This window comes from Bacillus alkalicellulosilyticus (genome assembly GCF_002019795.1).
GTDB classification, from domain to species: Bacteria; Bacillota; Bacilli; order Bacillales; family Bacillaceae_F; genus Bacillus_AO; species Bacillus_AO alkalicellulosilyticum.
The window spans coordinates 1103824-1128904 of the sequence record NZ_KV917381.1 but is presented as its reverse complement, the minus strand read 5'-3'; the positions used below and the strand labels follow the sequence as shown (position 1 = coordinate 1128904).

The following is a 25081-nucleotide window of genomic DNA, read 5'->3' as shown; positions in this document are numbered from 1 at the left end:
TAACACAACTTTTATCCCACCCTCAACTACAATCAAACTATTCTATGTTCATCTTTCTTTTTCTTACGTAGAAGACAATTCCCCCACCTACTAAAACTAGTAAGGTACCTATTACAAGCATGTTATACATATTTGTTGCTGTGCTTGGGAGTTTATCTCCTTTCTTTTCTTTGTCTGTTTTTACTTTTTTGTCCGTTCTTACTTCTTTGTCTTTACCTTTTTCTTTTGGTTGTTCAACGCCTGGTTTAGAAGTACCTGGCTGTTCAGTCACTGGCTGTTCAGCTCCTGGTTGCTCAATACCTGGTTCTTCTGCTCCTGGCTGTTCAACTCCAGGTTGTTCTGTGCCTGGCTCAGTTGGTAGTTCTCCATCAACTGGATCAGGTACAATTCCTGCTGCAAGAATGACAGTACCACCCGCATCGCGATTAGGAATGGTTACCGTAACCGTTTGATCTTGATTTACGGTATACGTATGATTTCCGTAAATGTCGGTAATTTCACTTCCTGCTGTAAAAGGAACTGCAAACGTTGCTTCGTTATCTGATTCTGTCACGTTAATAGCTACAACGACAGATTCACCTTCAAACTCTCTTTCAAAAACAGTGAACCCTTCTGCATCAGAACCTGCTAATCTAGTTCTTGTTCCCTTTGAGAATACTTGTGAATACTCTGCTCTTGCATTTAAAAGTTTCGTATAATGCTCATGAATGTCATTATCTTCTACTTCATCCCAATCAATAACATATCGATTTGTGTAATGAGGATAATTGGCTTCACCAGAATAGCCTAATTCTTCACCATAATAAATAACTGGTTGTCCTTTAGACGTGATTTGAAGAGCTGCTCCTAGCTTTAATTTCCCTTCATCCCCATTGATTCTGCTTTGGTCTAGGAAACCAATTTCATCATGACTTCCTAAAAATTGTCCTAGTGTCGCACCATTGGAAATCGATTGGTTTCTTGCTTGTAACGTATGTTCTACACTATCAATTTGACCGTTTGCAAAGTTAATCGCATAGTTTTTAAATTCAAAGTCTAGTAATGAATCCATCATCCCACTGTTAAGGTACCCATGGTCATCTTGATAATAAGCTCCCCATGACTCACCAATCATTTTGAATTCAGGCATTACCTTCGTTTGTTCGTTTTTAAAAGCCATCCATGTTGCATCTTCCACATGTTTTACTGTGTCAACACGGAAGTAATCAATTGTATTTCCGTTTGGTGTTCTTGATTTTTCAATCCAATCCACTTGCCATTGAACGATTTGTTCACGAACTTCTGGATCCTCTGTAATGAAGTCTGGCAATCCAGCTAATTCCCCACGTACAGTGTCACTTCCACCATCCCGAAGCATTCCAGCAAAACGTTCACGGTCCTCATTTGTCGGGAAGTGAGGAATGGTTCCGTCTAAGCGAGCGTCTGCTTCTTTTAATCCATAGCCCGTATGGTTTAATACAACATCAATCATTAATTTCATGCCACGTTCATGTGCCTCATCAATTAACTCATGGAAATCTTCCATTGTTCCAAAATGAGGATTTAACTCTTCAAAATTACTAGCCCAATAGCCGTGGTATCCATAGTATGGAGTAATATGAGGGCTATCGTTATGACGAACATCATATAAGATGTTTTCAACAATTGGATTAATCCAAATCGTATTAACCCCTAAGTCGTGTAAATAATCAAGCTTTGCCGTAATTCCTTTAAAGTCTCCGCCTTTATAAGCACCTGCGTCCTCTTCATTATAGCCAATACCATATGGATCATTATTAGATGAGTCTCCATCAAAGAAACGATCCGTTAATAAGAAATAAATTCTTGCCTCATCCCAGTCAAAGTCAGCATCACCAATTGAATGACGAGCTTTCACAGTTACTTCCGCTTCACCGTAATGATCATTCCCATATACATCTACCACTGTAATTGGTAATGTCTTTACGCCTGCTGTTGTATTGTGGTCAACAGCAATTGTAATTTCTTGAATCTCAGGATCAATTGTTACTTTTTCTGGTCCACCTACTTCGCTTAAATCAACATAGATTTCACGAATTTCAGCTTCTTCCTCATTTACGATATCTAAAGAAAGAACAGCATTTTGGTTATAATCTACCTCTGCTGGAGCAACTTCTCCAGTAACATCAATTGCTAGGTTAAAGTAAGAAATAACAGATGTTCCATCCACTGAATGATATGGGTCTGACACTTCTGTTGTTACACCATCAATGGTCACAAAGAATGAATACTCATATTCTCCTGGAGGTAAATTGTTATACGTATATACAAAACGCTCGTTTTGAGGCTCGTTCGTCATTTCATATCGGCCTACTACACTACTAATAGTAACCATTTCACTATTTTTAGGTGTAAGGCTCAATTCTACTTTTTCAATTTTGGACATTTCGTCGGTTAGGTAAAGTTGAGGATCACGGAATTGGAATGTTGCATTTCCATCATTAATTTCTGGCTTCTTAACAGCAGGAACTGTAAAGAATGCCGTTTCTCCACTAGTCACATATACCTTTGTAATAGGGTCACTCTTATTGATTGTAATAAACCGGTCTCCACCTGGTTCACGCTCAGTCCAACCCGTTTTACGAACAATGAATCCGACTCTTTCAGCTAAAGAACCTATATTAATTTCAGCAATCGCTTTTCCATCATCAAAACGGGTAAAATCATGGTTATTATCTTGAGCTCCAGTTCCCCATACCCAAACATCCCAGTCTTCATAATTTGCGTCTGGTCTGTCATATGTAAAACGGATATGTGGTTGTACAGAGCCTTCCCTAACACGAATCGCATGTAAAGCAGCGGCTTCACTTGTAAAAACTTCAGTAATTCCTTGTACTAGCCAAACTTCTGTACTTGTTTGTCCATTAGGAATTCGCACCGTGAATTCCTCTGCTTGAGCACTCCAGTCTTTTTTTCTTGGGATTAGAGTGATATCATTTTCAGGGAATGAATGTGTACCTTTTGCAAATGTATAATCTCCTCCAGATACAGAACTAAATGCGTACCCCGCATCTGCATATCCGCTGTTATAAATCCACATATCCCAGTTTTCGAAATCACCACTTGAACGGTGGAAGTTAATCGTGTACTCATACATAACCCCAACAGTAGTAATCGTTCTAGTCGTTTCATAGTTATCTTTTGTTGCCTTAACTTTGAATGTTGCATTTCCTGGAACACTTTCTGAAATTCGAAGTGTCGTTCCGTCAATCGATACTCCACTTGGAGCATCAACTAATGACCAAGCTACATCGGAAGCGCTTACAATATCTCCATTTTGGTTTACAAGTTCCGCCGTTAATTGACGACTTGTACCGGTTTGTAAGCTAGAAGGAATGGAATCTAGTTTTAAACCTGGTACAACAAGTTTACTATTTCCACTCACTTGTTCACTATTTAATGGGTCAACAATCCAATCATTTTCACCTACAATAAATTTATATTGATATACATCTGGTGTAAGTGTAATTGATTTCGACCAAATTCCATCTCGTTTTGTCATTTCTAATGCATTTTCTTGCCAACTCGTAAATCCTCCTGCTACTCTAACTCGGTCAGCAGAATCATTTTCATAAGTAAATACAACAGTTCCATCTTCTGAAACCACAGGACTTGCAGTACTCGTTTGGTTTTGAGCTACCACAAATGCTGGTGAAAAAACACTAAACAACATAAGCAAAGCTAACGCCAAAGAATACCATTTCTTTTTACTGTACATAAAGCTACCCCTCTCTTATTCTTTCCTTTGACACAACGTGTTATAGGTTTTTGTTGCGCAAACGATTGCACAAAATTAGTAAAAAAATACCTGATTGGTTATCAGTAGTATTTTCCATTTTGTAGTGCAAGCGTTTTCATTACCTATCAATAATCTATCACAATTCTTGAAGACTAGCAAGTAAGTTATCTGAAATTATTATCTATTTTTTCATTTTACAGCCTCTGAACACAAAATAAAAAAACTGGAACATAAAGGTTTACCTTTGTTCCAGCTTTTACTTTTAACTCAATCTCTAGCCGTTCACTCTTTTACACGTTTGTCGCTTTATTAGATTGTGAGGGACAATCACTTGCTTACTATCCTCTTGCGGGTGTTTAATTTTATCAATTAATAATTCGGTTGCTTTAAAGCCTAAATCATTAATATGAATATCAACGGTCGTCATCGGCGGGGAAGAAAGCTCAGAAATCATCACATTATTAAAGCTTACAAGTGATATATCATCTGGGACTTTTACACCCATATCCTCCAACATCCGTAATACACCAAAACTCATAATATCATCCGCTACGACTAAAGCAGTTGGGCGCTCTTCAAGAGCCATCAATTCAATGATGGCATCTTGTCCACCCTCTTTCACTTCAGCATGATGAACAATAAACTCTTCCTTTATTGGAATATTGGCGTTTTCAAGAGCTTGTTTATACCCAGACATATGGTCTAATGTAACAACATAGTCCATGCTTCCACCAATAAAACCAATTTTTTTATGACCTAAAAGTATTAAATATTCAGTAACTGTTTTTGCTGCTTTATGGTTATCATTGTTAACAAATGTAACTTTTGAACCATCACCATTATAAGGTCTACCTATGAGAACAAACGGAAAATCTTGTTCTATTAAAAAAGGCATCACTTTGTCATTAACTCTAGAATATAACAATAATATTCCGTCGACTCTTCGACTGTACACCATTTGCATCACTTCATCGAGGATTTCCTCTTCAGTTTGACCCGTTGATAAGTATAAACCATACTTTTCTTGATGGGATTTTACAGTAATCCCCCTTATTACTTCTGGGAAAAAGGGGTTTTGAAAGGCAACTTTAGCCGAATTAGGCATAATCACACCAAGCGTATTCGTGCTTTTATTGGCTAAGCTTCTGGCATTAAAGTTAGGATGATATCCTAATTCCTCCATTGCTTCTCTCACACGCTCTTTTGTTTTTTGACTAATTCTAGAACTATTAGCTATGACACGTGATACCGTAGATGGAGCAACATTCGCAAGTTTTGCTACATCTTTAATTGTTATTGACACCGGTATCCCCTCCACACATTAAATAGTAATTATTTACTATCCTTATTTTATCTCTAATGCAAGATATACACAATTATTTATTTTACTACAATTATCGACCAACTATTCATTCTTTATAACCTATCTTTATAAGGGAAGTAATGTCCATCTATTTATAACATTCACAATACGTTTATTGCTCTTGTGAATGAAACTTTCAAACCTAAGAGTAGGAGTTTGGATTCCATAATAAGGCATCTCCCCCCTCAGGAACGAAAGGAAAAATGAATTATCCCTTCGTAGCTCCTGAAGAAAGTCCAGATATTAAATAACGTTGTAAGAATAAGAATACAGCTGCAATTGGTATTGCAACAAGAATCGAACCGGCTGCAAAACGGCTAAAGTCAGATGCATAGCTATCATTTACTAAATTATATAACCCTAATGCTAATGTGAAATTATCAGGTGTACGTAGCAAAATTCTTGGTAAAATAAAGTCCATGAAAGGACCCATAAAATTAAATAATGCAACAACGGCTATAATTGGTTTCGCTAATGGAATCATAATTGTAAAGAAAATTCGGAAATGACCGGCTCCATCTAATTTAGCTGACTCATCAAGTTCTCGTGGGATCGTATCAAAATAACCTTTGACTAAGAATGCATTTAACGGAATCGCTGTACCGATATAAATAAGTGTTAAACCTACAAGGCTATTTAGGAGACCAAATACACTTAACATAATATAAAGAGCAACCATTCCCATAATCGCTGGGAACATCTGCAATAACAGGAACATATACATTCCGTTTTTTCTACCAACAAATCGGTAACGAGAAAATGCATAGGCAACTAGTGAAATTAGAAACGTTGAGATTACTGCATTGGCAGTAGCCACTTTAATTGTGTTCCAATACCATGTTACATAGCGACTATTTTCACTAGTAAAGAGCCACTCGTAATGAATTAAAGAGGCATTGTTTGGAATTAATGATGCTGTTACTAAACTAGGAGAAGGGTTAAATGACGCTCCTAAAGTCCATGCAATTGGATATAAAATGACAGCGAACATAAATAAAATGACAGCATAGATGCCTGTAACTTGAAGCATTGATTTCGTTTTTCTGCTCATTATATTTTCCCCTCCTCTTTAAATGAACGTGACCTTCTGAATTGGAAGAATGCAAAGGTTGCAACAAATATCCCCATGATAACCGAAACAACAGCTGCCATTCCGAATTGTTGATTTTGGAAGGTTAAACTAAACACCCACGAAATGAGAATGTCCGTACCACCTGCATTTTGACCACGCACCGCGGGTCCACCTTCATTGAAGAGATAAATGATATTAAAGTTATTAAAGTTAAATGAATATTGCATAATGAGTAATGGTGCCGTAGCAAATAAGACGTGCGGCAATGTAATCGTCCTGAATTTCTGCCACCCATTGGCGCCATCGATTTCAGCTGCTTCATACCAATCTTTTGATACACTTTGCAATACTCCTGTAAATAAAGCAAACACATATGGAAAGCCTAGCCATACTTGCAACATAATAATAGCTGTCCTTGTCCAGTTAGGGTCGGACATCCAAGCGATGTTCATTCCCAATATAGGCTGGATAATATCTCGGTTAATCGCACCGAAACTTTCATGGAACAATGCTGAAAATATAAGGATTGAAACGAATCCTGGAACGGCCCACGGTAAAATGAAAACCGTACGAATTAATCGTTTAAAACGGACACGATTGTCATTTACAAGGATTGCTAAAAATAAGGCTAATGCAATTTGTAACGTTGTTGCTACAAATGTCCAAACCAATGTCCATGACAATACCGAGATAAACGTCTCTCTCCAAATCGGGACAGTAATAAGCTGTACAAAGTTTTCAAATCCGACCCAGTCAAGTAAGTTTCTTGGTGGTGCATTGTAACGACTGTAATTTGTAAACCCGACAAATACTAAGAACAATAACGGCAAGACGACCGTTAACATTAACATAAAGAACCCTGGAAGTACTAAAAAATATGGGAAGGCTTTATCATACGAATTATGAAATGATTCCTTAATTGAAGGAATTCTCCACCCTTTTGCTAACTTTTCAGCATCAGCCTGTGCATCTTTAATATTCCATACGTATATGAATAAATATAGTACGGTTAAAAAGATAGCCAATATCCCATTAATTAATAAAAACCTAGAATCATGAATCGCAGGATCTGTGCCTAACGTGACAATTCCCCAATACCCATCTGTAATAAAGTCCATTAAAGCAAGTAAAAAAGATGCGGAAAACAAGAAAAATATAGCACCTTTTATATATCTACGATTCTTAAATTGCCCTAGTCCAGGGAAAATAACTGATAATAGGGTAGCTAGTAAAACGCCTTTTTTATGCGGTAAACGTTCTTCAGATTTTGAATTTGACATATAAGCTCCCTCCTCTTCTATTGCTCATCTTAGTAATCAAAAAGGTGGAAGGGAAGCTACTCCCTCCCACACTATTTATTATTGCTGAAGAGCAATTTGTTCATGAATTTCATCTACTGCTTCACCAAGAATTTCGGTTACATCTTCACCTTGTAAAATTAGTTGAAGTGCATCAGCCATTGGAGCCCAAACTTGAGACATTTCAGGAATGTTTGGCATAGGCTCAGCATGAGCTAACTGCTCAACGAATCCAGCAATGTGCTCATTACCTTGAACTAAATCAGACTCAGCCACTGTTTGGTTTGCAGGAATCTCACCAGCAACTTCAAACCATGTTTGTTGATTTGCTTCGTTTGTTAAGAAGATGATGAAATCAGTCGCCCAATACGTATTTTCAGAAAAGTTAGATACTAACCAACCATGGTTACCTGAGAATGTATCAGGTACTTGACCGTTATCAAATAATGGAAGTGGTGCAACTCCTAAATTATCACCTAAAGCTTCTCTAAATGTGTTAAGTGCCCAAGGACCATTTAGAATTGTAGCTGCTCTTCCATCTTCAAAAATGGCTGCTGCATTATCAAGATTCATATCAGCTGGCATTAAACCGTCTGTTACCCACGATTGAATTAACTCTCCACCCTCAATTGCTCCAGCGTTGTCTAATCCTACATCAGAAGAATCAAAGTTACCAGGCTCTCCACCAAAAATGTATCCACCAGGACCTGTGAAGAATGGTTTTACGAAATAGAAGTTACCAGGGTCTGCTAGGAAACCATATTGGTCACCACTTGTAAATTCTTTTGCGAATTCCATTAATTCAGACATTGTTTCAGGAACTTCAGCTAAATGCTCTTTATTATAATATAAAGCGTAAGTTTCTACTTTAATTGGTACACCGTATTGAATGCCTTCAACTTGGAAAGATTCAAATGCGTTTTGGAAGTACGTTCCAGCTACATCAGCAGGAATATCTAGCTCTGCAGCTAAACCTTGTAAATGAATATCACCAGTTCGGTCATGCGCTTGCATGAACACGTCAGGACCTTGACCAGCCGGACCATCTAGAGAAAGGTTATCAACTTGGTCATCAAAGTTCATTGGAACAACTTCAATTTCGATTCCTGTTTCAGCTGTATAACTTTCAATAATTTGATTTACTGCACTTAATTGTCCTTCATTGTCATTTACCCAAATTGTTAATGATTCAGGTTTTGCCGGAGCTTCTGCCTCAGCTTCTGCTTGACCTTGGTCTTCTGTTTCAGCTGGTGCTGGAGCTTCTTCTCCACCGTCATTTCCGCCACAAGCAGCAATAATTGAAATTGCTAGTAGTAGCATCAACATTAATAATGATGATTTTCTAAACATGTTTTCTTCCCCCTAATATCTTTATTAATAATGCAATTTTCTATGATATTCATTCCCATCGGAGAGAATATCAATTCATTATGTACAATCACTCTATCATTAGAGCAAACGATTGCGCATAAACTTTTAAAAAAATGCGATTAGATAGAGTCTCTATGAAATCGCTTGCATCATTTGTACTTATTATAATGCCTATATACTAAAAACACAATGCTTTTTTCTATATTTTTTATTTTATTTTGATATTACCTGTACTTTCTTTTACCTTATCAGCAACTCTTTCTAGTCTCTTCATATTCGTTACTAATTCGCTAGAAATCTTTGATTGTTCCGTTGTGAAGTTAGTAATCTCCACTGAACTACCAACTAGTTTTGATGCAGATTCCACTAGCTCTTCGGTTGAAGAAGCCACTTCCTGCAGACCTGCAGAAATGTCTTGAATCGCTTCCGCAATCTCTATATTTTCGTTTGTTAAGTCAGAATTTTTACTGCTAATTTCTTTAAAAATATGAACAACATCATCCGAAGTAGAGACAACCGTTTGCACAACGTTTTTAAACGATTCAAACTGTTTCATAAAATGCAGTGTATTTCCTTGGGTATTCTCTATAATTTTCTTAATTTGGTCTGCAAAGTCATTTGTTTGATTTGATAAATTACGAATCTCATTTGCAACTACCGAAAACCCTTTACCTGCTGTACCAGCCCTTGCTGCCTCAATCGAAGCATTTAAAGCTAACAGGTTTGTTTGTCCTGTAATCGTTTCAATCTCTCCCATAAAATTAGTTATCTCATCCATGCTTGAAACAATTTCAGTTATATTTCTTGAGAGCTCGTTTGTTTCAGCAACAGCCTTTGTAATTGATTCGCTCATTTCTATCATATACGTAGTTCCACCATTCGCTTCACGATTCATCTCTTCCATTTTTCTACTAATTGAATTTGCAGCTTGTTCTATTTCTTGTGAACTAACAGACGCTTGTTCAGTTACTGCAGAAATCGAAGTTGCATAATCCAATTGTTGCCTAGCATCTGTTTTAAAGACATTGGCTAATTGTTCAATTTGATTAGACGCTTTTTGATTTAATTGAGTATGATTTCCAACATCAATTGAAACCTCTAACATTTCCTTACTCGATTCGATATTTGCCTTAAGGGCATTTGCTAATTGGTCTGCCATCGTTGCAAGGCCTGCGTCAATCTCACCAATTTCATCTTTTCGTTTCATCGTCGCTTCATAAGTAAAGTCTCCTTTGCGATAAGCTTCAATTCGACGAGAAATAGCTGCTATTCCTTTGTTTAAGTTTCTTGCAAAGATAAACACGATACTAAATGAAACTAGAGTTGTAATGATGATTGCCGCCAATAGTGTTTGCTTACTTTCATTTAATGTATCATTTAAAACGGTTACGTTCTCATCAAAATGTCGGTCAAAATATGGTTGAATTCTTGAATGAGCAGCTTCTACAGTTTGAAGAGCACGAGTTATTCTTTGGCCTGCTTCAACCCTTATTCGATTTGCTCGCTCACCTACAAAAGGTTCTGACAGCAGATTTTCATAAACGTAATTAAATTGTTCTAACCCATCTGATAAATGACTATAATAAGCTTCTAGTTCACTATCGCTTTTCATAAATTCATCTATCTCCAAAACTTGATTGTTTATTTTTTCTATTTCATTTCCAAGTCGGTTTGCTTTTGTTTCTGAATAGCCATCGATAAGGAGGTCATATTGAAAAAGACCAATTTGGTTTATTCCATTAATTACACTAGTATACTTGTCCTTTACATCGGTTAACTCATTAATACTATACACTTCTTGTTTTACAGTCTGATTACTCGAAAGTAATAGCATTCCTGAGATGATACTAATACTAACGATACCAAGTACAACTAGTATTAGCTTATGCACCAAAAGAAAGCGCTTACTATTCTCGGTAATAGTTTTTTTGGCCTGGTTCTTTTTTCGCTTTACGTTTTCCCGCTTAAACTTACTTCCTACCTTCATCATATCCCCCCATTTAAATAGCGCAATCGTTTGCACTTAATTGTAGTGCTATAGTCATTATAATTCTAGTTACGACCAGTTTCAACTTGTTTTTACAAAATATTACCTTATTTTTTTGTGCAAACGCTTGACAACTGATATGTATTTTACCTATGTTAGTTTTACATACTTTTAATTAGAAATGAAAGAAGGAGCGTGCAATTTGATTAAAGAAGCTATTTTCCATCGACCTAAAAATGAATTTGCTTATGCTTATGACGAAAAGACATTGCATATCCGATTACGTACAAAAAAAGATGATATTGACAGCGTAGACCTTATTTATGGTGACCCTTTTAGTTTTAATCATGAAGAAAATTGCTGGGAAACTTCAACACTACGATTACGAAAATCTGGGGCTGATGACTTATTTGATTACTGGATTTGTTTCATTCAACCTGAATATCGCCGACTTAGGTATGGGTTTGTTATTAGAGATAACGAATCTACTCAGTATTATACAGAAAAAGGGTTCTATTCTGAGGCTCCGACTGATAGTGGCTATTATTTTAGCTTTCCTTTTTTAAATAAAGTGGATGTCTTTTCACCGCCTGATTGGGTAAAGGATACAGTGTGGTATCAAATCTTTCCTGAGCGTTTTGCTAACGGTGATCCTAAAATAAATCCTGAAGGCACACAAGAGTGGGGAAGTACTGAGCCTACACCAACTAATTTCTTTGGTGGTGATTTTCAAGGTGTGATTGACCATCTAGACTACCTAGTCGACCTTGGAATTAATGGTATTTATTTTACTCCTATTTTTAAAGCCTATTCGAACCACAAGTATGACACAATTGATTATTTGGAAATTGATCCGCAATTCGGAGATAAGGACATGTTTAAGAAACTTGTTCAAGCGTGTCACGATAGAGGGATTAAAGTTATGCTTGATGCTGTATTTAACCATAGTGGTTTTTATTTTGAACCATTTCAAGACGTCTTAGAAAAAGGAGAGCAATCTAAATATAAAGACTGGTTTCATATTCGCAACTTCCCAGTAGAAACAGCACCAAAAGCAAACTATGACACCTTTGCATTTGTTCCTCAAATGCCAAAGTTAAATACGGAAAATGAAGAGCTGAAACAATACCTTCTTTCCGTTGCCACGTATTGGATTGAAGAGTTTGATATTGATGGCTGGAGATTAGATGTAGCCAATGAAGTGGATCACGCTTTTTGGAAGGATTTTAGAAAAGCAGTTAAAGCAGTAAAATCTGATTTATATATCCTAGGTGAAATCTGGCATGATTCGATGCCATGGCTTCAAGGGGACCAATTCGATGCTGTGATGAATTATCCTTTTACTACAGCAATAACCGAATTCATAGCAAAAGAAAAGCTAACGGCTTCTGAATTTACCCAACAAATAAACAAAGTGATTCATCAATACCCGAATAATGTCAATGAAGTAGCGTTTAATCTACTTGGAAGTCATGATACAGCAAGGATTCTTACAATTAGCCATAATAACAAAGCAAAAGTAAAGTTACAAAAAGTCGTTCAATTCTCATTACCAGGAACACCATGTATTTACTACGGAGATGAAATTGGTATGGCTGGTGAGACTGACCCAGGTTGCCGCGAATGCATGATATGGGATATTGAAAAACAGGACCAAGACATGTATACCTTTGTACAGCGAATCATTCAGTTGCGTAAAGACTATAAATTCACATCCAACCCTGAGTTTCTTTCGGTTTGTGATAAAAAGAATTCGATTGTTTATAGACAAATTAGCGAAAAAGGCGTCTTTCTATTTTTCTTAAATTCCAGTTCCGAATCTCAAAGCATCTCCATTCCTGAAGGCTACCAACACCTTGTAAGCAAAAATGTATGGACAGGAGAAACACAAACATTAAAAAAAGACCTGACCCTCTCCCCATACAACTTTGCTATATTAAAGATTTAAGAAAACCAGCAAAGCCGGAGGGCACTGAAAAAGTTCGGTTTTAAACTTTTACAGTGCCCTCGATGCAATGTGCGAAGCCACTGCCCTCTTTTAAAAAAAGTATGACTACAGCGAAGCGTTCTTCTTTTTGAATGACCCAACATAAAGATAGTGGCGGTTTCACATATTGCTTAAAGGGTGAGACAAAAGGTAAAATACAACCTTTTGTCTCACCCTCTTCATATTATGCACTAAATGGAGGCTTCCCCGTGGCATCTTCTATTTTCTCTTTCCGATAAATACGTAACAATACAAATACATAAGGGGCTCCTACTAAACCCCAAATCCCTATAAGTACATATCGAACAAAATCAAACGCTAGTAACTCCGGAAAAACAACTTTTAATCCACTTTGAAGTGTAAATAAGACAGCAACACCAATGATATAGGCTACTGATTTTCTCCAGACACTTCTAGAAATCAACATATTAACATACTTTTTCTCAAGTAAGTAACCGATTCCAGCTCCGAGCAAAAAAGCGGAGTACTTGACTCCCTCGTCTTGTGGAAAGAGAATAAGCAACACGATTGGCGCGACTAACACAATAATCCATTTCATTGTAATGGTGGTAGCTGTCATCCACTGTTGAAGTTGCATTGATAAAAGAACAAGCCCTAATCCAAGTAAAATCCCAACAACCACATCAATTGGCCAATGTAACCCCGTATATAAACGTGAAACAGAGATTAATAAAATAAGAGCAAAAGCAAAATAAGTAAAGGAACGACGTTTAATAACATAAGCTAAGTAGCCCCAAAGTGTAGCAGATCCTTGAGCATGGCCACTAGGAAATGAATCATGCGGATAATGACTTCCTACCTCAGCCGATGATACATAAAGTGATGTGATACCATCTGTTCCAATCGGTCTCGTTACTGCAAAATGAATCTTCAAGAAAGAATTGACATACATTGATAGCAGGAAAACATAAAAAAGGCGAAAGCCTACTTGCTTTGAAAAACACCAATAAATCAATGGGAGGATTAAGAAATAAAATTCTTCATTCCCCATAAAAGTAAAAATGCTAGCAAAGAAGTTGGCAAATGGATTATGCCAACTTGTAAAAGCCGATAGAATGTCTGTTTGATTCATATTTCCTCCAAAACGATATTAATTTTTTAATCCCCGATAAATACCCGTTCGAAGCTCGTCAATGTATTCTTGTAACTTCGGCATTTTTTCATCGATTGCGTTTTGTATCGCAAGGTCAACATCATAGGGAACTCGTGTAAATTGTATGGAAATTGGTGCTTCCGTTTCCGACTGATATCGTCCTTCTAAAATAACATATGAAGCTTGTGGAACATCAAGTGGATTACCCACACTTCCACTATTAAATAACGTTTTCTTTTCAATGTGTTGAATAAAGGCATTATGAATATCACCATATCCAACGATATCAGGCATTTGATATGTATAATCTGTATTCTCGGTACTTTCAAACATCGCTAATTTCTTTTCTAATGAGTCCCATGGTTGTACCCTATGATGGACACTTTGTGGAGAGGCATGTACAAGGCGAATCAACTTACCACTCATATAAAAATCATGGTAAAAAGGTAAGTTTGCTAAATAATTTAATCTTTGCAGACCCAACCTTTTTTGATGCCAAACAAACTCTTTTTCTTTTTGTTTTTGAGGCATTAATTGGTCCCAATTTCCTTGTATGACAACTTCACATGTTGCTTTGACAAAATCTACGGCCAATTCCGAATGTGGACCTTTGCCAACCATATCACCAAGACAAAAAATGGTTTGTATGTTTCGTTCTTTAATATCAGTAACTACTGCCTCTAGAGCCGGAATATTACCATGAATATCGGAAATAATTGCGATTTTATCCATAATTCCTCCATCTAAGATAAAGTAAGGGTATATATATTAATCATACCATATCGGTATAACTTTACACTATAAAGTAATTGTCTGAAATGAAGGTTTTTTGCAAAATATCGATGTAATGAAAAGCCTTTATAGGTGAAATCTTAAAATATCTACAGGAAGGAATAGATTCGTGGTAGTAATTAAAATGACCGACTTCTGTTCTCCATCGGACACAGAAGCACTATGATCACTAGTTGCACTAACCGAAGTTTTTTAGGTACTCCTCTTACTTCCTAATCGCATTAGCCATCACACCAATTGAAGGTAACGCCTCACTAACAGGAACATCCATCATTGGAGCGCTTGTATAAAAGGCATCCAATGCTTCTATAAAAAAGTATTCACTTTCTTCGATAGTATATCCATTCATGTCCAAGTGATATAGCGCATTTGAAACTCCATGGAATTTTTGATTTTCTGTTAACAACACCCAATCGTTACCAGTCATTTCATCAATATACGTTTCAGAGTCATTTGTATTACTGTTTGTTGATGTCTCGGCAAAGGGCATTCCACCAGGCCAAGACTCACTTTCCCGTATGAGCTCGCCGGAAGCAGAAAAAATGGTAGGGGAGGAATCCTCTTGATTCCCCTCTTTTCCTGATAAGACTTCTGATTTATCGAGGTGGTCCAATATATCTAATAAATGGTCACCAGCCATCTCTCCTACTTCCCGATCAATCCCTATATTGTATGATACGACTTCAAAAGTCCTCAATGTCACACAATACGTTGGAATTTCGTTGTCTTCTACAAACACACTAAGTCTGTTAAGAAAATCCCAGTCATTCGGAAGCAATTCACCAAATTTGACATTGAAAGTTTCATAGAAATCGACCAAAAATAAATATTGTTCGCTAATACTTAAATCGGCAAATTCATCTTTCATCCTTACAGACATCTGGTTGGTATTGAGTGTGTCATCTTCTGTTATTAATTCATATTCCACAATATATTGATTTGATTTCAAAAAAGTTTCTCTCTCTTCAATTGTTGGTATCGCCTTGCTTACCTCTTCTACTTCAACGTCAAGCTCCCTCTTAACATCCGCTTCTTCAACCGCAGCACATGCCGTTGTCACTACAATCACTATTCCTAGAATGATATATTTCTTCATCGTTCCATCACCTATCTTCACTATTTTGCGATAATATCATCCTACCATATCCTGACCTATTTGTGTCGGGTCCTCTCTCACTAAAAATTTAGATTTCATTTTAGAAAAATATGGTATATTGGTAGAGTAAGCACTTCACTTTAAAGGAGAAATGTTATGATCACTACTACTACTCCCGTCTTACAAGGGAAGGACATTGTAACCTACCACGGCATTGTAAGTGGCGAAGCGATTATGGGGGCTAATGTCGTTCGCGATTTCCTTGCTGGAATTACAGACATTATTGGAGGAAGAAGCGGCGCGTACGAAAGTAAGTTAGCTGAAGGTCGCGAAATCGCAATTAAAGAAATGGAAGCAAGAGCCCGTGCATTAGGTGCCAACGCTGTAATTGGTGTAGACCTAGATTTTGAAACACTTCGTGATGGAATGATGATGTGCGTAGCAACCGGGACCGCAGTAACTTATAAGTAATATTATAGAGGGTTGGAAAAAGGGGAAAATCCTTTGACCAATCCTCTTTTTATATTCTTAGGAAAATATTTACTAAAAACCGATTTACAAAAGGTTCGTCAACTGCTACAATACTAACTGTATTATGATACTTAATACAGTTAGTTACTTTATAAGAAAAGGTGGGGAGGATTTTGTTTGAATTTGACCCGAGAAATCGAAGTCCGATATTTGAACAGATTGTGGAGAAAATTAAAGAACTAATCATTAATCAAGTCTTATCAGCAGATGAAAAGCTACCATCTGTTCGCGCATTATCAAGTGAGATTACCGTAAATCCAAACACCATTCAAAAAGCATATCGAGAGCTTGAAAGGCAAGGCTATTTATACTCATTTATTGGAAAAGGCTATTATGTTTCTCCTGTAGAGACGATGCCAAGTAACGATAAACTAAAGTCTATTGAAGAGGATTTACTAAAGCTTTTAACCGAAGCTATTTTTCTCGGACTTAGTGAAAAAAGAGTATTAACCTTGTTCAAAAAAGCCAAAGCGAAGACCGAGGGGGGAGAATAACATGATTAAAGTAGAAAATGTATACAAACGATTTGAACATGAAGAAGCAGTAAGTGGATTAAGCTTAACTGTAAAAAAAGGAACTATCTATGGATTGCTCGGTTCTAACGGTGCCGGAAAAACAACCTTAATCAAAACGATAGTCGGCATTTATAGACAAGACAAGGGCAGCGTCGCCATCGAAGGACAACCGATTTTTGAAAACGTAGCAATGAAGCAACGTGTCGTATATATTCCCGACGCTCTTTACTTTTTACCACAATCGACAATTAAGCAAATGGCAGATTACTATCGAAGCTTCTACATCAATTGGAATGAAGAGCGATTCCAACGTTTACAAGAGGTTTTTACGATTGAACAAACAAAAAAAATACACCGACTTTCTAAAGGAATGCAACGACAGGTAGCGTTTTGGTTAGCTCTATCAACAATGCCAGATGTTCTTATTTTAGACGAGCCAATTGATGGTCTTGACCCTGTTATGCGTCAAAAAATAAAAAATCTACTGTTTCAGGATGTGGCAGAACGAGAAATGACCGTTCTCATCTCTTCTCACAATTTACGAGAAATAGAGGATATCTGTGACCATGTCGGAATTATGCATAACGGTAAATTACTAATTGAAAAGGATTTAGATGATTTAAAAGCAGATACCCATAAAGTACAAATTGTCTTCTCCTCTCCTGAACAGGAAAAAGAAGTACTCTCTTCCCTTACAGTTCTTCATCAAGAAACAAGAGGGAGTGTATCACTCTTAGTTATCCGAGCATCAGAAGACGACATCCAAAAAACAATTGCTCCTCTACAACCAGCAGTGTTTGATTTACTACCACTTACGCTAGAAGAAATCTTTATTTACGAAATGGGCGGTGTAGGCTATGAATTCAAAAACATTTTCTTATAATTCAAGATTACTTATTCAAAATTTTAAGCAACATGGTTGGATCGGTATCGTTTATTTCCTAGGTTTCTTCTTTACTGCTCCTTTACAATTGCTAATGCGAATCTCGGAGGAAGAATTTGTTTTTCATTATTCAGAAGATATTTTACGTGAGATGGATGGACAATTTCTGTTTCTATTTACGATTCCTATTTTTGCTGGTGTATTTATATTTCGATACTTACATGTTAAAGAAGCGGCAGACATCACTCACAGCTTCCCAATTAAACGTGGCGTATTATACTCTCACAATGTGATAAGTGGGTTGTTGTTGTTGCTTGTCCCTTTCTGGCTTATTGGAATAATAACTTGGGTGATTTGTTCAGTAAACCCTAAGTTACATCTTGTTTCAAATAGTGAACTCATCTATTGGATTAGCACTATTACGGTAATCACTATTTTCCTTTTTGTCTTTACTTCACTTATTGGAATGATTACAGGTGGATCAGTGGTGCAAGGAATTTTAACTTATATCCTTTTGTTCCTTCCAGTAGGACTTTTAAGCCTAGTAAGTTATCATTTAAGTATCCATTTATTTGGTTATTCAGAAGCCTTTTATACAGACCAAATTGAAAGGCTATCACCATTCACTAGGCTTTTCGGATACCCTTATGATGCAATAGCAATTTTTGAAATTCTAATATATGCCGGTCTTTCCTTGGTCTTATTTGCGATTACTTACACCCTTTATAAATTTAGACATATCGAGACAGCTACAGATGCCATTTCTTTCTCGAGTCTAAAACCGATTTTTAAATATGGAGTGACGTTTTGCTCCATGCTCATGATGGGTGCCTACTTCTCATCGATTCAAAATCACCAGCTAGGTTGGGTAATTTTTGGATATATCGTTGGTGCGGTTATAGGTTACCTAGTCGGAGAAATTGTACTAAGAAAAACGTGGAGAGTCTTCCAGTTGTCCATTCTTAAGGGGTTAACAGGATATGGAATTGCTATCGCTTTATTAATGACCGTAATTCATTTTGATGTCTTAGGGTTTGAAACAAAGATTCCCCCAGTTGAGAAAATAAAAGAAGTTCATTTCGCGGATAACTTAGGTCATGTCATCTATCATCCATATACCGACTATCAATTTATTGATGATAAGGAGTTTATTGAGGCCGTTCATCAATTGCACGAAGCGATTATTAACAATAGAGATATTAATACTTCTAATTATTATTATAATCCGATAGATATAACGTATAAGTTAAATAATGGAACTAAAATGTCTAGAAGGTATATGGTTGACTCCTCACTTCTAACTGAAGAATTACGTAAAATCGTAAATATTGAAGAATATAAAAATAACATATTTCAACTAGATAAATTAAAATCGCAAGTGACAAGAATATCGTTATACTCCTACTCTCCAGGAAACAAAAGACATGATTTATATATACAAACACCTGTAGAAATTGAAGAATTCAAAGAGGCATACATTCAGGATATACAAAACTTAGAATATTATGCTAACGACTATAACACTAATAGAATGGGGCACATCTCATTTAGTCTTCATAGTAATGATAATGAACCTGATACAATAGACAGCGACTGGCTAACAGATTTTACACATGTGGAACAATGGCTTGATGAAAAAGGATATCTTTCACAAATTATGCTGCAACCTCAAGATATTCTGAGCATGGAAGTGGCTACACTCTCCTCCACTCCTGAATATCAAATGTTTTCAGAGGAAGTATTTACGAGCGGCTTGAATCCTACAATCAAAGAAATCAAGAATGAGGCCGAAATTAAAGAAATTTTAGCAACTGTCACAGATTACGGAAATGCAATCTACTACGTTAAATTTATAACAAAAGAAGGCGACATCATTTATGGCGGGTTTGATAGCGACAACATCCCAGCCTTTCTTGAATAAAAAAACGCTGATAATTCCCTAACGGACAGGAGATTCCTTATTTTACGATTTTTAGTGATTTTATGAATCTAACAGATACCAGTGACCTTATTTCATTAAAAATAGCTTACTTCTTACTCTTTTTTGAGAAATAAGGGATCCTGTGTCCGATACAACCAAAAAAATCGATTTCCAGTAAAAATAGAGGCATCTGTGTCCGTTAAGAAACTAGAGGGTGAGACAAAAGGTAAAATACAACCTTTTGTCTCACTCTCTTTGCTTATGGAAGAATCTTAGAAAAGCTCCGAGAGAATTCATCTGCTAACTGCTGTTTCTCTTTGAGTGGTAAAAAGGCAGCCTCCACCCCATTCATGATAAGTGTACAGATTTCCTTAGTGGAAAGTGAAAAATTTTCGGCAATCGTTTCATATTCTTTTGTAATCGTAGTGTTGGAAACCGTTAGATTATCGGTATTCACCGTAACAAGTAACCCTTTTTCAAAGTATTCTTTTAGAGGATAGTGCTCCCAGCTTTCACTCGCTTTTGTTTGAATATTACTGATAGGACACATTTCAAGCGGAATTTGCTTTTGTTTTATGACTTCAAAAAGCGAACCATCCTCCTTCAAGCGAATCCCATGACCAATACGGTCTGCCCCTAAATATGTGACCGCATCATATATACTTTCAGGACCTGCGGCTTCACCTGCGTGAATCGTTATCGGGAGGTGATATTCATTAGCTACCTTGAAAACTTCTTGATGCATGCGCGCTGGATAAGAGGCTTCGTTCCCCGCTAAATCAACCCCAACTACACCCGTTCCTAAATACTTTGATGAAGCTCTTATCACTTCTATATTTTCTTCAACAGACTGATGACGCATACAAATCACGATAGCCCTCGATATCACCCCAAACTGCTTTTGTCCTTGCTCCAATCCTCGAAGAACAGCAGTCATCACCTCTTCTATGGAAAGTCCCTTGTTTCGGTGAAGTTGAGGGGCAAAGCGCACTTCTATATACTTACAGTTTTCAAAAGACGCTTGTTCGACAACTTCATAGCTTATACGTTCAATCGCTTCAATCGTTTGCATAACAGGTAACACGAGGTCAAACTTTTTTAAATACTCTGTTAAGCTTTTGCATTCATCCTCAATCTGCATAAAAGATACTAACGATTGTTTATTCGTTGTAGGCAACTGAATTCCATGTTGTGAAGCTAGTTCTAGTAAAGTACTCGGTTTCACACTTCCATCGAGGTGGAGGTGCAAGTCAACCTTTGGCATTGTTTTAATGAACTCTTTCATCATTCAACCCTCCTCTAATTCAGTTTCTTTCTTCTATTTTGTCTGAAAGAGAAGAATTCATCACCTTAATTGTAAATAATTCTTACTTTGTTTATTAATAAATGAACTCAAAAAAAGATCACTACTTCCACCATTCCATACAGTCACTAGGTTTCATCGCATTTTTGCCATATTTTCTTGTGCTCCACAACCCATTGAAGTAGAGATAAATCCTGGTGTCGACCGGCTATAACAGATATTCCAAGTGGTGCGCCCTCAACTTGTGCAACAGGTATGGTAACTTGAGGTAGCCCTGCCAATCCAGCAATACAGGATAATTGTAATGTTTGAGCCCGTCGCTTCTCAATTTCCTGCCCTGTTTGATTCAGAAAAGATGCGATTCCAGGAACCGTTGGAACTACCAATATCTTGTTCCCACTTAGTAGAGCAGACATTCTATCATTAATTTTTTTTCTAATCATATTTTTTGTTTCTCGTTCATCAACATTTAATGTGCTCGCCCAGTGGAACCGTTCAGCAATATCAGGTCCAAATGTCGGATGTACCGTTTCAATCCATGTCCCGTGAGATTCCCATATTTCAATTCCTTGTAAAATACGAAAAACATCCATCCATTCAGAAAGACCCTCTTCTGAAATCGTCACCTCGTCAAAGTGAGTTACCCTGTCCTTTAGTTGTGAAAGAATAGGAGCTAGTGTGGTTCGACTTCTTTCATCTGCTAGTGTCCATGCATCCCTTCCAATTAGCATTGTCCCGATAGTATCCTCTTGTATGGATACACTCCCTTTAAGCAATACCTTTCCAATGGTAAGTAATAATTCAGGTTCTCTAGCCATCCAGCCAACCGTATCAAAGCTAGGAGCTAACGGGATAACACCATCCATGCAGACAGCTCCGTGTGAAGGACGATAGCCATAAATACCACAATAGGAAGCTGGTATTCGAACTGAACCACCTGTATCTGTCCCAAGCGAAAAGTCAACAAGCTTTGCTCCAACAGCCACAGCCGAACCACTTGATGAGCCACCTGGAATTCGTCTTGGATCCTTTGGGTTAATCGGTGTACCGTAATGAACATTCTCACCATTTAAGCTATACATTAACTCATCTGTAATTGTGGTCCCTTTTAATTTGGCTCCATGATTTAGTAAGCACTCAATAGAACTAGCATGAGAACTTGCAGGTTTATGTGTTCGAAGCCAATCTGGATTACCCGCACTAGCAGTCACACCTTTTATGTTATAAACATCCTTAACAGCAAATGATAGTCCCGACAGCTCTCCTGACTGGGTTGGCATAATCTCAACATTTTCTTGAACAAATGCATGATAGCTGTTCTTCACAATATCCTCCCTATTTCTTTTGCTTTGTCGCACTTATTTTTCTACACCTAGTGCAAAACCACTATGATACACTCGTAATGCAGCCTGAACTGCCTCACCTACATTCACTTTCTCACCATGGTGAAGGAGAACCGACTCTAAGGCGCCAAGTGTGACTAATATATTTTTCTTTTGACTACTATATCCCATCGTACCTATTCTCCATATCTTTCCGTGCAATGGACCAAACGAACTAGCAATTTCAATGCTGAAATCCTCTAATAACATGGCTCTGACTGATTCTCCGTTAGTTCCTTCTGGTATTTTGACACAAGTAACCGTTGGAATTTTACAAGAAGGGTCACCAAACAATGATAGTCCCATCGCTTCAATCCCCGCAATTAATGCCTGTTCATTTTGTTTATGCCTAGCAAATCTCTGTTCAAGGCCTTCTTCTAAAATAAGACGAAGCCCCTCATATAATCCGTATAACATAGAGGTCGCTTCAGTATGGTGGTTTAATCTAGTAGGACTCCAATATTCTTGGAGCTGACTTAAATCTAAGTAGTTACTTTTAATTCTTCTATTATTCATCATGACCTGTTCTTGACTAGCCAATCCTTTTTCAATTGATTTTCTTTGAGCTAAAATGTCTTCCACCCGTTCGTTATACGTAAGTGGTGCCATACCAGAAGGTACTGAGATGCATTTTTGTGTACCCGTTATCAATCCATCAATACACCATTCGTCAGTTCTTACATCCGTTCCGGCAACTGTTGCGACTGCATCAACAACGAGCAATACGCCCAATTCTCTACAGGCATACCCAATGTCTTTTAGTGGTTGCATTCTTCCTGTCGATGTGTCGCCATGAACAAGAGCAACAACTTTTGGTTTTACTTTTTTTATCTCACCGATAATCGCTTCAGGATCAAATACCGTTCCCCACTCACAGTGCATCGTCTGAACATTAGCTCCATATCGCTCAGCTATTTCAGCTAATAGGCCACCAAACCTGCCATAGGATGGAACAAGTACACGGTCACCTTCCTCAATTAGACTACATAACATTGCTTCAATACCAGCTCGAGATGTGCCATCTACTGGGAAGGCCCATTCGTTTTTCGTTTGCAATACTTCTCTTAATAGCTTCATTGTTTCATTCATTAAAGATGTGAAATTAGGATCAAATTGACCAAGGATTGACGATGACATTGCTTGTAATACTCTTGGGTCAACCTCAACAGGTCCTGGAGTCATAATTATCCTGGAAGGAACATACATTTTTTTAGCAAGCATAATAGACACCTCCCATCATTGGGCTAAAAGGACTAATGTATTTAATAATGCTTGTGTGCCTAGTACACAGTCCTCCTGCTCTGACCATTCTTTTGGGTTATGACTAAATCCGTTTTTTGACCGGACAAAAATCATCCCCATTTTCGTAACCTTACCCATGATTAAAGAATCATGACCCGCTCCACACTGAAGTCTCATCGTCTTGAGCTGAATTTGTGAACATGCCTTTTCAATGACCTCAATTATGTCACTAGAACATGTTATAGGATCTACTTCTTTTTTTACAATCGTTTCAGCAGTCATCCCTCGTTTTTTACAAACCCGCTCGACAGTTTCTTTTACTCGTGTTACCATCTTTGAACGCATCTCTTTATCAACATGACGAAGGTCTACAGAAAACAAGGCTTTTCCTGGAATAATATTTACACCACCAGGCTCAAATCGTAACTTTCCCACTGTACCGACTCCCTCAAACTCTTTAGCAATCTCCTCAATCTCTAAAATGATTTCCGCCGTGGCTACGCCTGTATCTTTTCTCATATACATCGGAGTAGCCCCAGCGTGATCAGGGCTACCATGAAGCGTAATATCCAACCATACAGGACCTTGAATATCCGTCACTACTCCTACAGGTAATCCATGTTCTTCAAGGACCTTTCCTTGTTCAATGTGGAGCTCAATATAGGCTTTAAATTCTTTTGTGTCTCGATACGCACTTTGATACATCTCTGGATTAAAACCTGCATCTCGCAAAGCAGCCTTTAACGAAACACCTTGTTCATCCGTTAGCTGAAAAACAGATTCATTTAGTTTCCCGGCCATTCCCTTACTACCGATATATCCACTCCCAAATCTCGTACCTTCTTCATCAGTAAATGACACCACTTCAATCGAATGAGTTAGCTTCACTTCATTTTCTATTAATGTTCGAACAGCCTCAATCGCGCCGAGCACCCCCAATGCTCCATCGAAAATACCACCCTGGGGAACGGTATCAATATGAGAACCAGTAAGAACTGTAGTTGCTTTTACATTAGTACCTTGTAATCTCCCAATAATATTTCCGATTGCATCAACACGTACATCCAAACCACAATCCCTCATTAAGGTTATTACATATTCTCTGGCCTCTAAATCTTCCTTACTAAGAGAAAGTCTAGTAATTCCACATTGCGGACTAGCAGCACCAATTTCAGCTAATTCCATCAACGTGGTCCATAGTCGTTTTTGATTTATTTCATGAGGTATACTCAACATACACGCTCCCTTCAGCGATACATGTGCGACCGATATCTAGCCACATTTTATAAAAATAAGCAATATAAATCATTATTTATTCCATCTAAAAAAAGGCAGCTATTTTAGTGACACTAACCAATCCATTACGTAAAATTCCATTCATTAGTTCATAACGGTTATGCAGCATTTCATGTAATTTGTTAGAATTTCTACTAAAAATTATTCGGTGGCACTGCTTTCCCAAGTTTT

At 37.4% G+C, this 25081-nt stretch carries 18 protein-coding genes; 5 read left to right on the top strand and 13 right to left on the bottom strand.

All coding sequences use genetic code 11. The features are described 5' to 3' along the window. Window positions 1-37 precede the first annotated feature (37 nt). The 6 genes from BK585_RS05730 to BK585_RS24970 form a co-directional block, all read right to left on the bottom strand. Window positions 38-3736, bottom strand: coding sequence for an alpha-amylase family glycosyl hydrolase (locus tag BK585_RS05730; RefSeq protein ID WP_078552528.1), 3699 nt, complete (start codon window positions 3734-3736; stop codon window positions 38-40). Between the two features lie 295 nt (window positions 3737-4031). Next, a complete protein-coding gene (locus BK585_RS05725) occupies window positions 4032-5060 on the bottom strand; it encodes a LacI family DNA-binding transcriptional regulator (protein WP_078552527.1) in 1029 nt (342 codons plus the stop codon). 268 nt (window positions 5061-5328) lie between these two features. Beyond that, complete coding sequence (locus tag BK585_RS05720; RefSeq protein WP_078552526.1) at window positions 5329-6171, bottom strand: sugar ABC transporter permease; 843 nt, start codon at window positions 6169-6171, stop codon at window positions 5329-5331. Then, window positions 6171-7472: a sugar ABC transporter permease gene (locus BK585_RS05715; RefSeq protein ID WP_078552525.1), complete on the bottom strand. Its 1302-nt coding sequence runs from the start codon at window positions 7470-7472 to the stop codon at window positions 6171-6173. The genes BK585_RS05720 and BK585_RS05715 overlap by 1 nt, the downstream gene beginning before the upstream one ends. A gap of 78 nt (window positions 7473-7550) precedes the next feature. After that, the gene (locus BK585_RS05710; protein ID WP_078552524.1) at window positions 7551-8840 is read right to left on the bottom strand and encodes a sugar ABC transporter substrate-binding protein; all 1290 of its coding nucleotides are present in this window, start codon (window positions 8838-8840) and stop codon (window positions 7551-7553) included. Window positions 8841-9069: 229 nt separating this feature from the next. Next, a complete protein-coding gene (locus tag BK585_RS24970; protein ID WP_170885488.1) occupies window positions 9070-10848 on the bottom strand; it encodes a methyl-accepting chemotaxis protein in 1779 nt (592 codons plus the stop codon). A gap of 202 nt (window positions 10849-11050) precedes the next feature. Between BK585_RS24970 and BK585_RS05700 the strand changes: the two genes are divergently transcribed. Then, window positions 11051-12796 (top strand): glycoside hydrolase family 13 protein, encoded by a 1746-nt coding sequence (locus tag BK585_RS05700; RefSeq protein WP_078552522.1) that lies wholly within the window; start codon window positions 11051-11053, stop codon window positions 12794-12796. Window positions 12797-13019: 223 nt separating this feature from the next. Here BK585_RS05700 and BK585_RS05695 read toward each other — a convergent pair whose 3' ends face one another. From BK585_RS05695 to BK585_RS05685, 3 genes are all read right to left on the bottom strand, one after another. After that, window positions 13020-13928, bottom strand: coding sequence for a phosphatase PAP2 family protein (locus BK585_RS05695; RefSeq protein WP_078552521.1), 909 nt, complete (start codon window positions 13926-13928; stop codon window positions 13020-13022). Window positions 13929-13946: 18 nt separating this feature from the next. Further along, window positions 13947-14681: a metallophosphoesterase family protein gene (locus BK585_RS05690; protein WP_078552520.1), complete on the bottom strand. Its 735-nt coding sequence runs from the start codon at window positions 14679-14681 to the stop codon at window positions 13947-13949. Window positions 14682-14946: 265 nt separating this feature from the next. Further along, window positions 14947-15837: a hypothetical protein gene (locus tag BK585_RS05685; protein WP_078552519.1), complete on the bottom strand. Its 891-nt coding sequence runs from the start codon at window positions 15835-15837 to the stop codon at window positions 14947-14949. 156 nt (window positions 15838-15993) lie between these two features. On the opposite strand from BK585_RS05685, the gene BK585_RS05680 reads away from it, so the two are divergent. The 4 genes from BK585_RS05680 to BK585_RS05665 all read left to right on the top strand — a co-directional run bounded on the left by BK585_RS05680 (window position 15994) and on the right by BK585_RS05665 (window position 19687). Then, window positions 15994-16308 (top strand): YbjQ family protein, encoded by a 315-nt coding sequence (locus BK585_RS05680; protein ID WP_078552518.1) that lies wholly within the window; start codon window positions 15994-15996, stop codon window positions 16306-16308. A gap of 173 nt (window positions 16309-16481) precedes the next feature. Continuing rightward, window positions 16482-16862, top strand: a complete 381-nt coding sequence (locus BK585_RS05675) for a GntR family transcriptional regulator (RefSeq protein ID WP_078552516.1) — start codon at window positions 16482-16484, stop codon at window positions 16860-16862. A 1-nt stretch (window position 16863) separates the two neighbouring features. Further along, on the top strand, window positions 16864-17766 hold the full coding sequence (locus BK585_RS05670; protein ID WP_078552514.1) for an ABC transporter ATP-binding protein: 903 nt from the start codon (window positions 16864-16866) through the stop codon (window positions 17764-17766). After that, window positions 17741-19687, top strand: a complete 1947-nt coding sequence (locus tag BK585_RS05665) for a DUF6449 domain-containing protein (protein WP_078552512.1) — start codon at window positions 17741-17743, stop codon at window positions 19685-19687. Before BK585_RS05670 ends, BK585_RS05665 begins: the two co-directional genes overlap by 26 nt. A 259-nt stretch (window positions 19688-19946) precedes the next feature. Here BK585_RS05665 and add read toward each other — a convergent pair whose 3' ends face one another. The 4 genes from add to BK585_RS05645 form a co-directional block, all read right to left on the bottom strand. Further along, window positions 19947-20972 (bottom strand): adenosine deaminase, encoded by a 1026-nt coding sequence (add, locus tag BK585_RS05660; RefSeq protein WP_245805788.1) that lies wholly within the window; start codon window positions 20970-20972, stop codon window positions 19947-19949. Window positions 20973-21118: 146 nt separating this feature from the next. Beyond that, window positions 21119-22315: an amidase gene (locus BK585_RS05655; protein ID WP_078552509.1), complete on the bottom strand. Its 1197-nt coding sequence runs from the start codon at window positions 22313-22315 to the stop codon at window positions 21119-21121. Window positions 22316-22348: 33 nt separating this feature from the next. Continuing rightward, window positions 22349-23593: a pyridoxal-phosphate-dependent aminotransferase family protein gene (locus BK585_RS05650; RefSeq protein WP_281248878.1), complete on the bottom strand. Its 1245-nt coding sequence runs from the start codon at window positions 23591-23593 to the stop codon at window positions 22349-22351. Window positions 23594-23608: 15 nt separating this feature from the next. Next, window positions 23609-24850, bottom strand: coding sequence for a Zn-dependent hydrolase (locus BK585_RS05645; protein WP_170885487.1), 1242 nt, complete (start codon window positions 24848-24850; stop codon window positions 23609-23611). Window positions 24851-25081 lie beyond the last annotated feature (231 nt).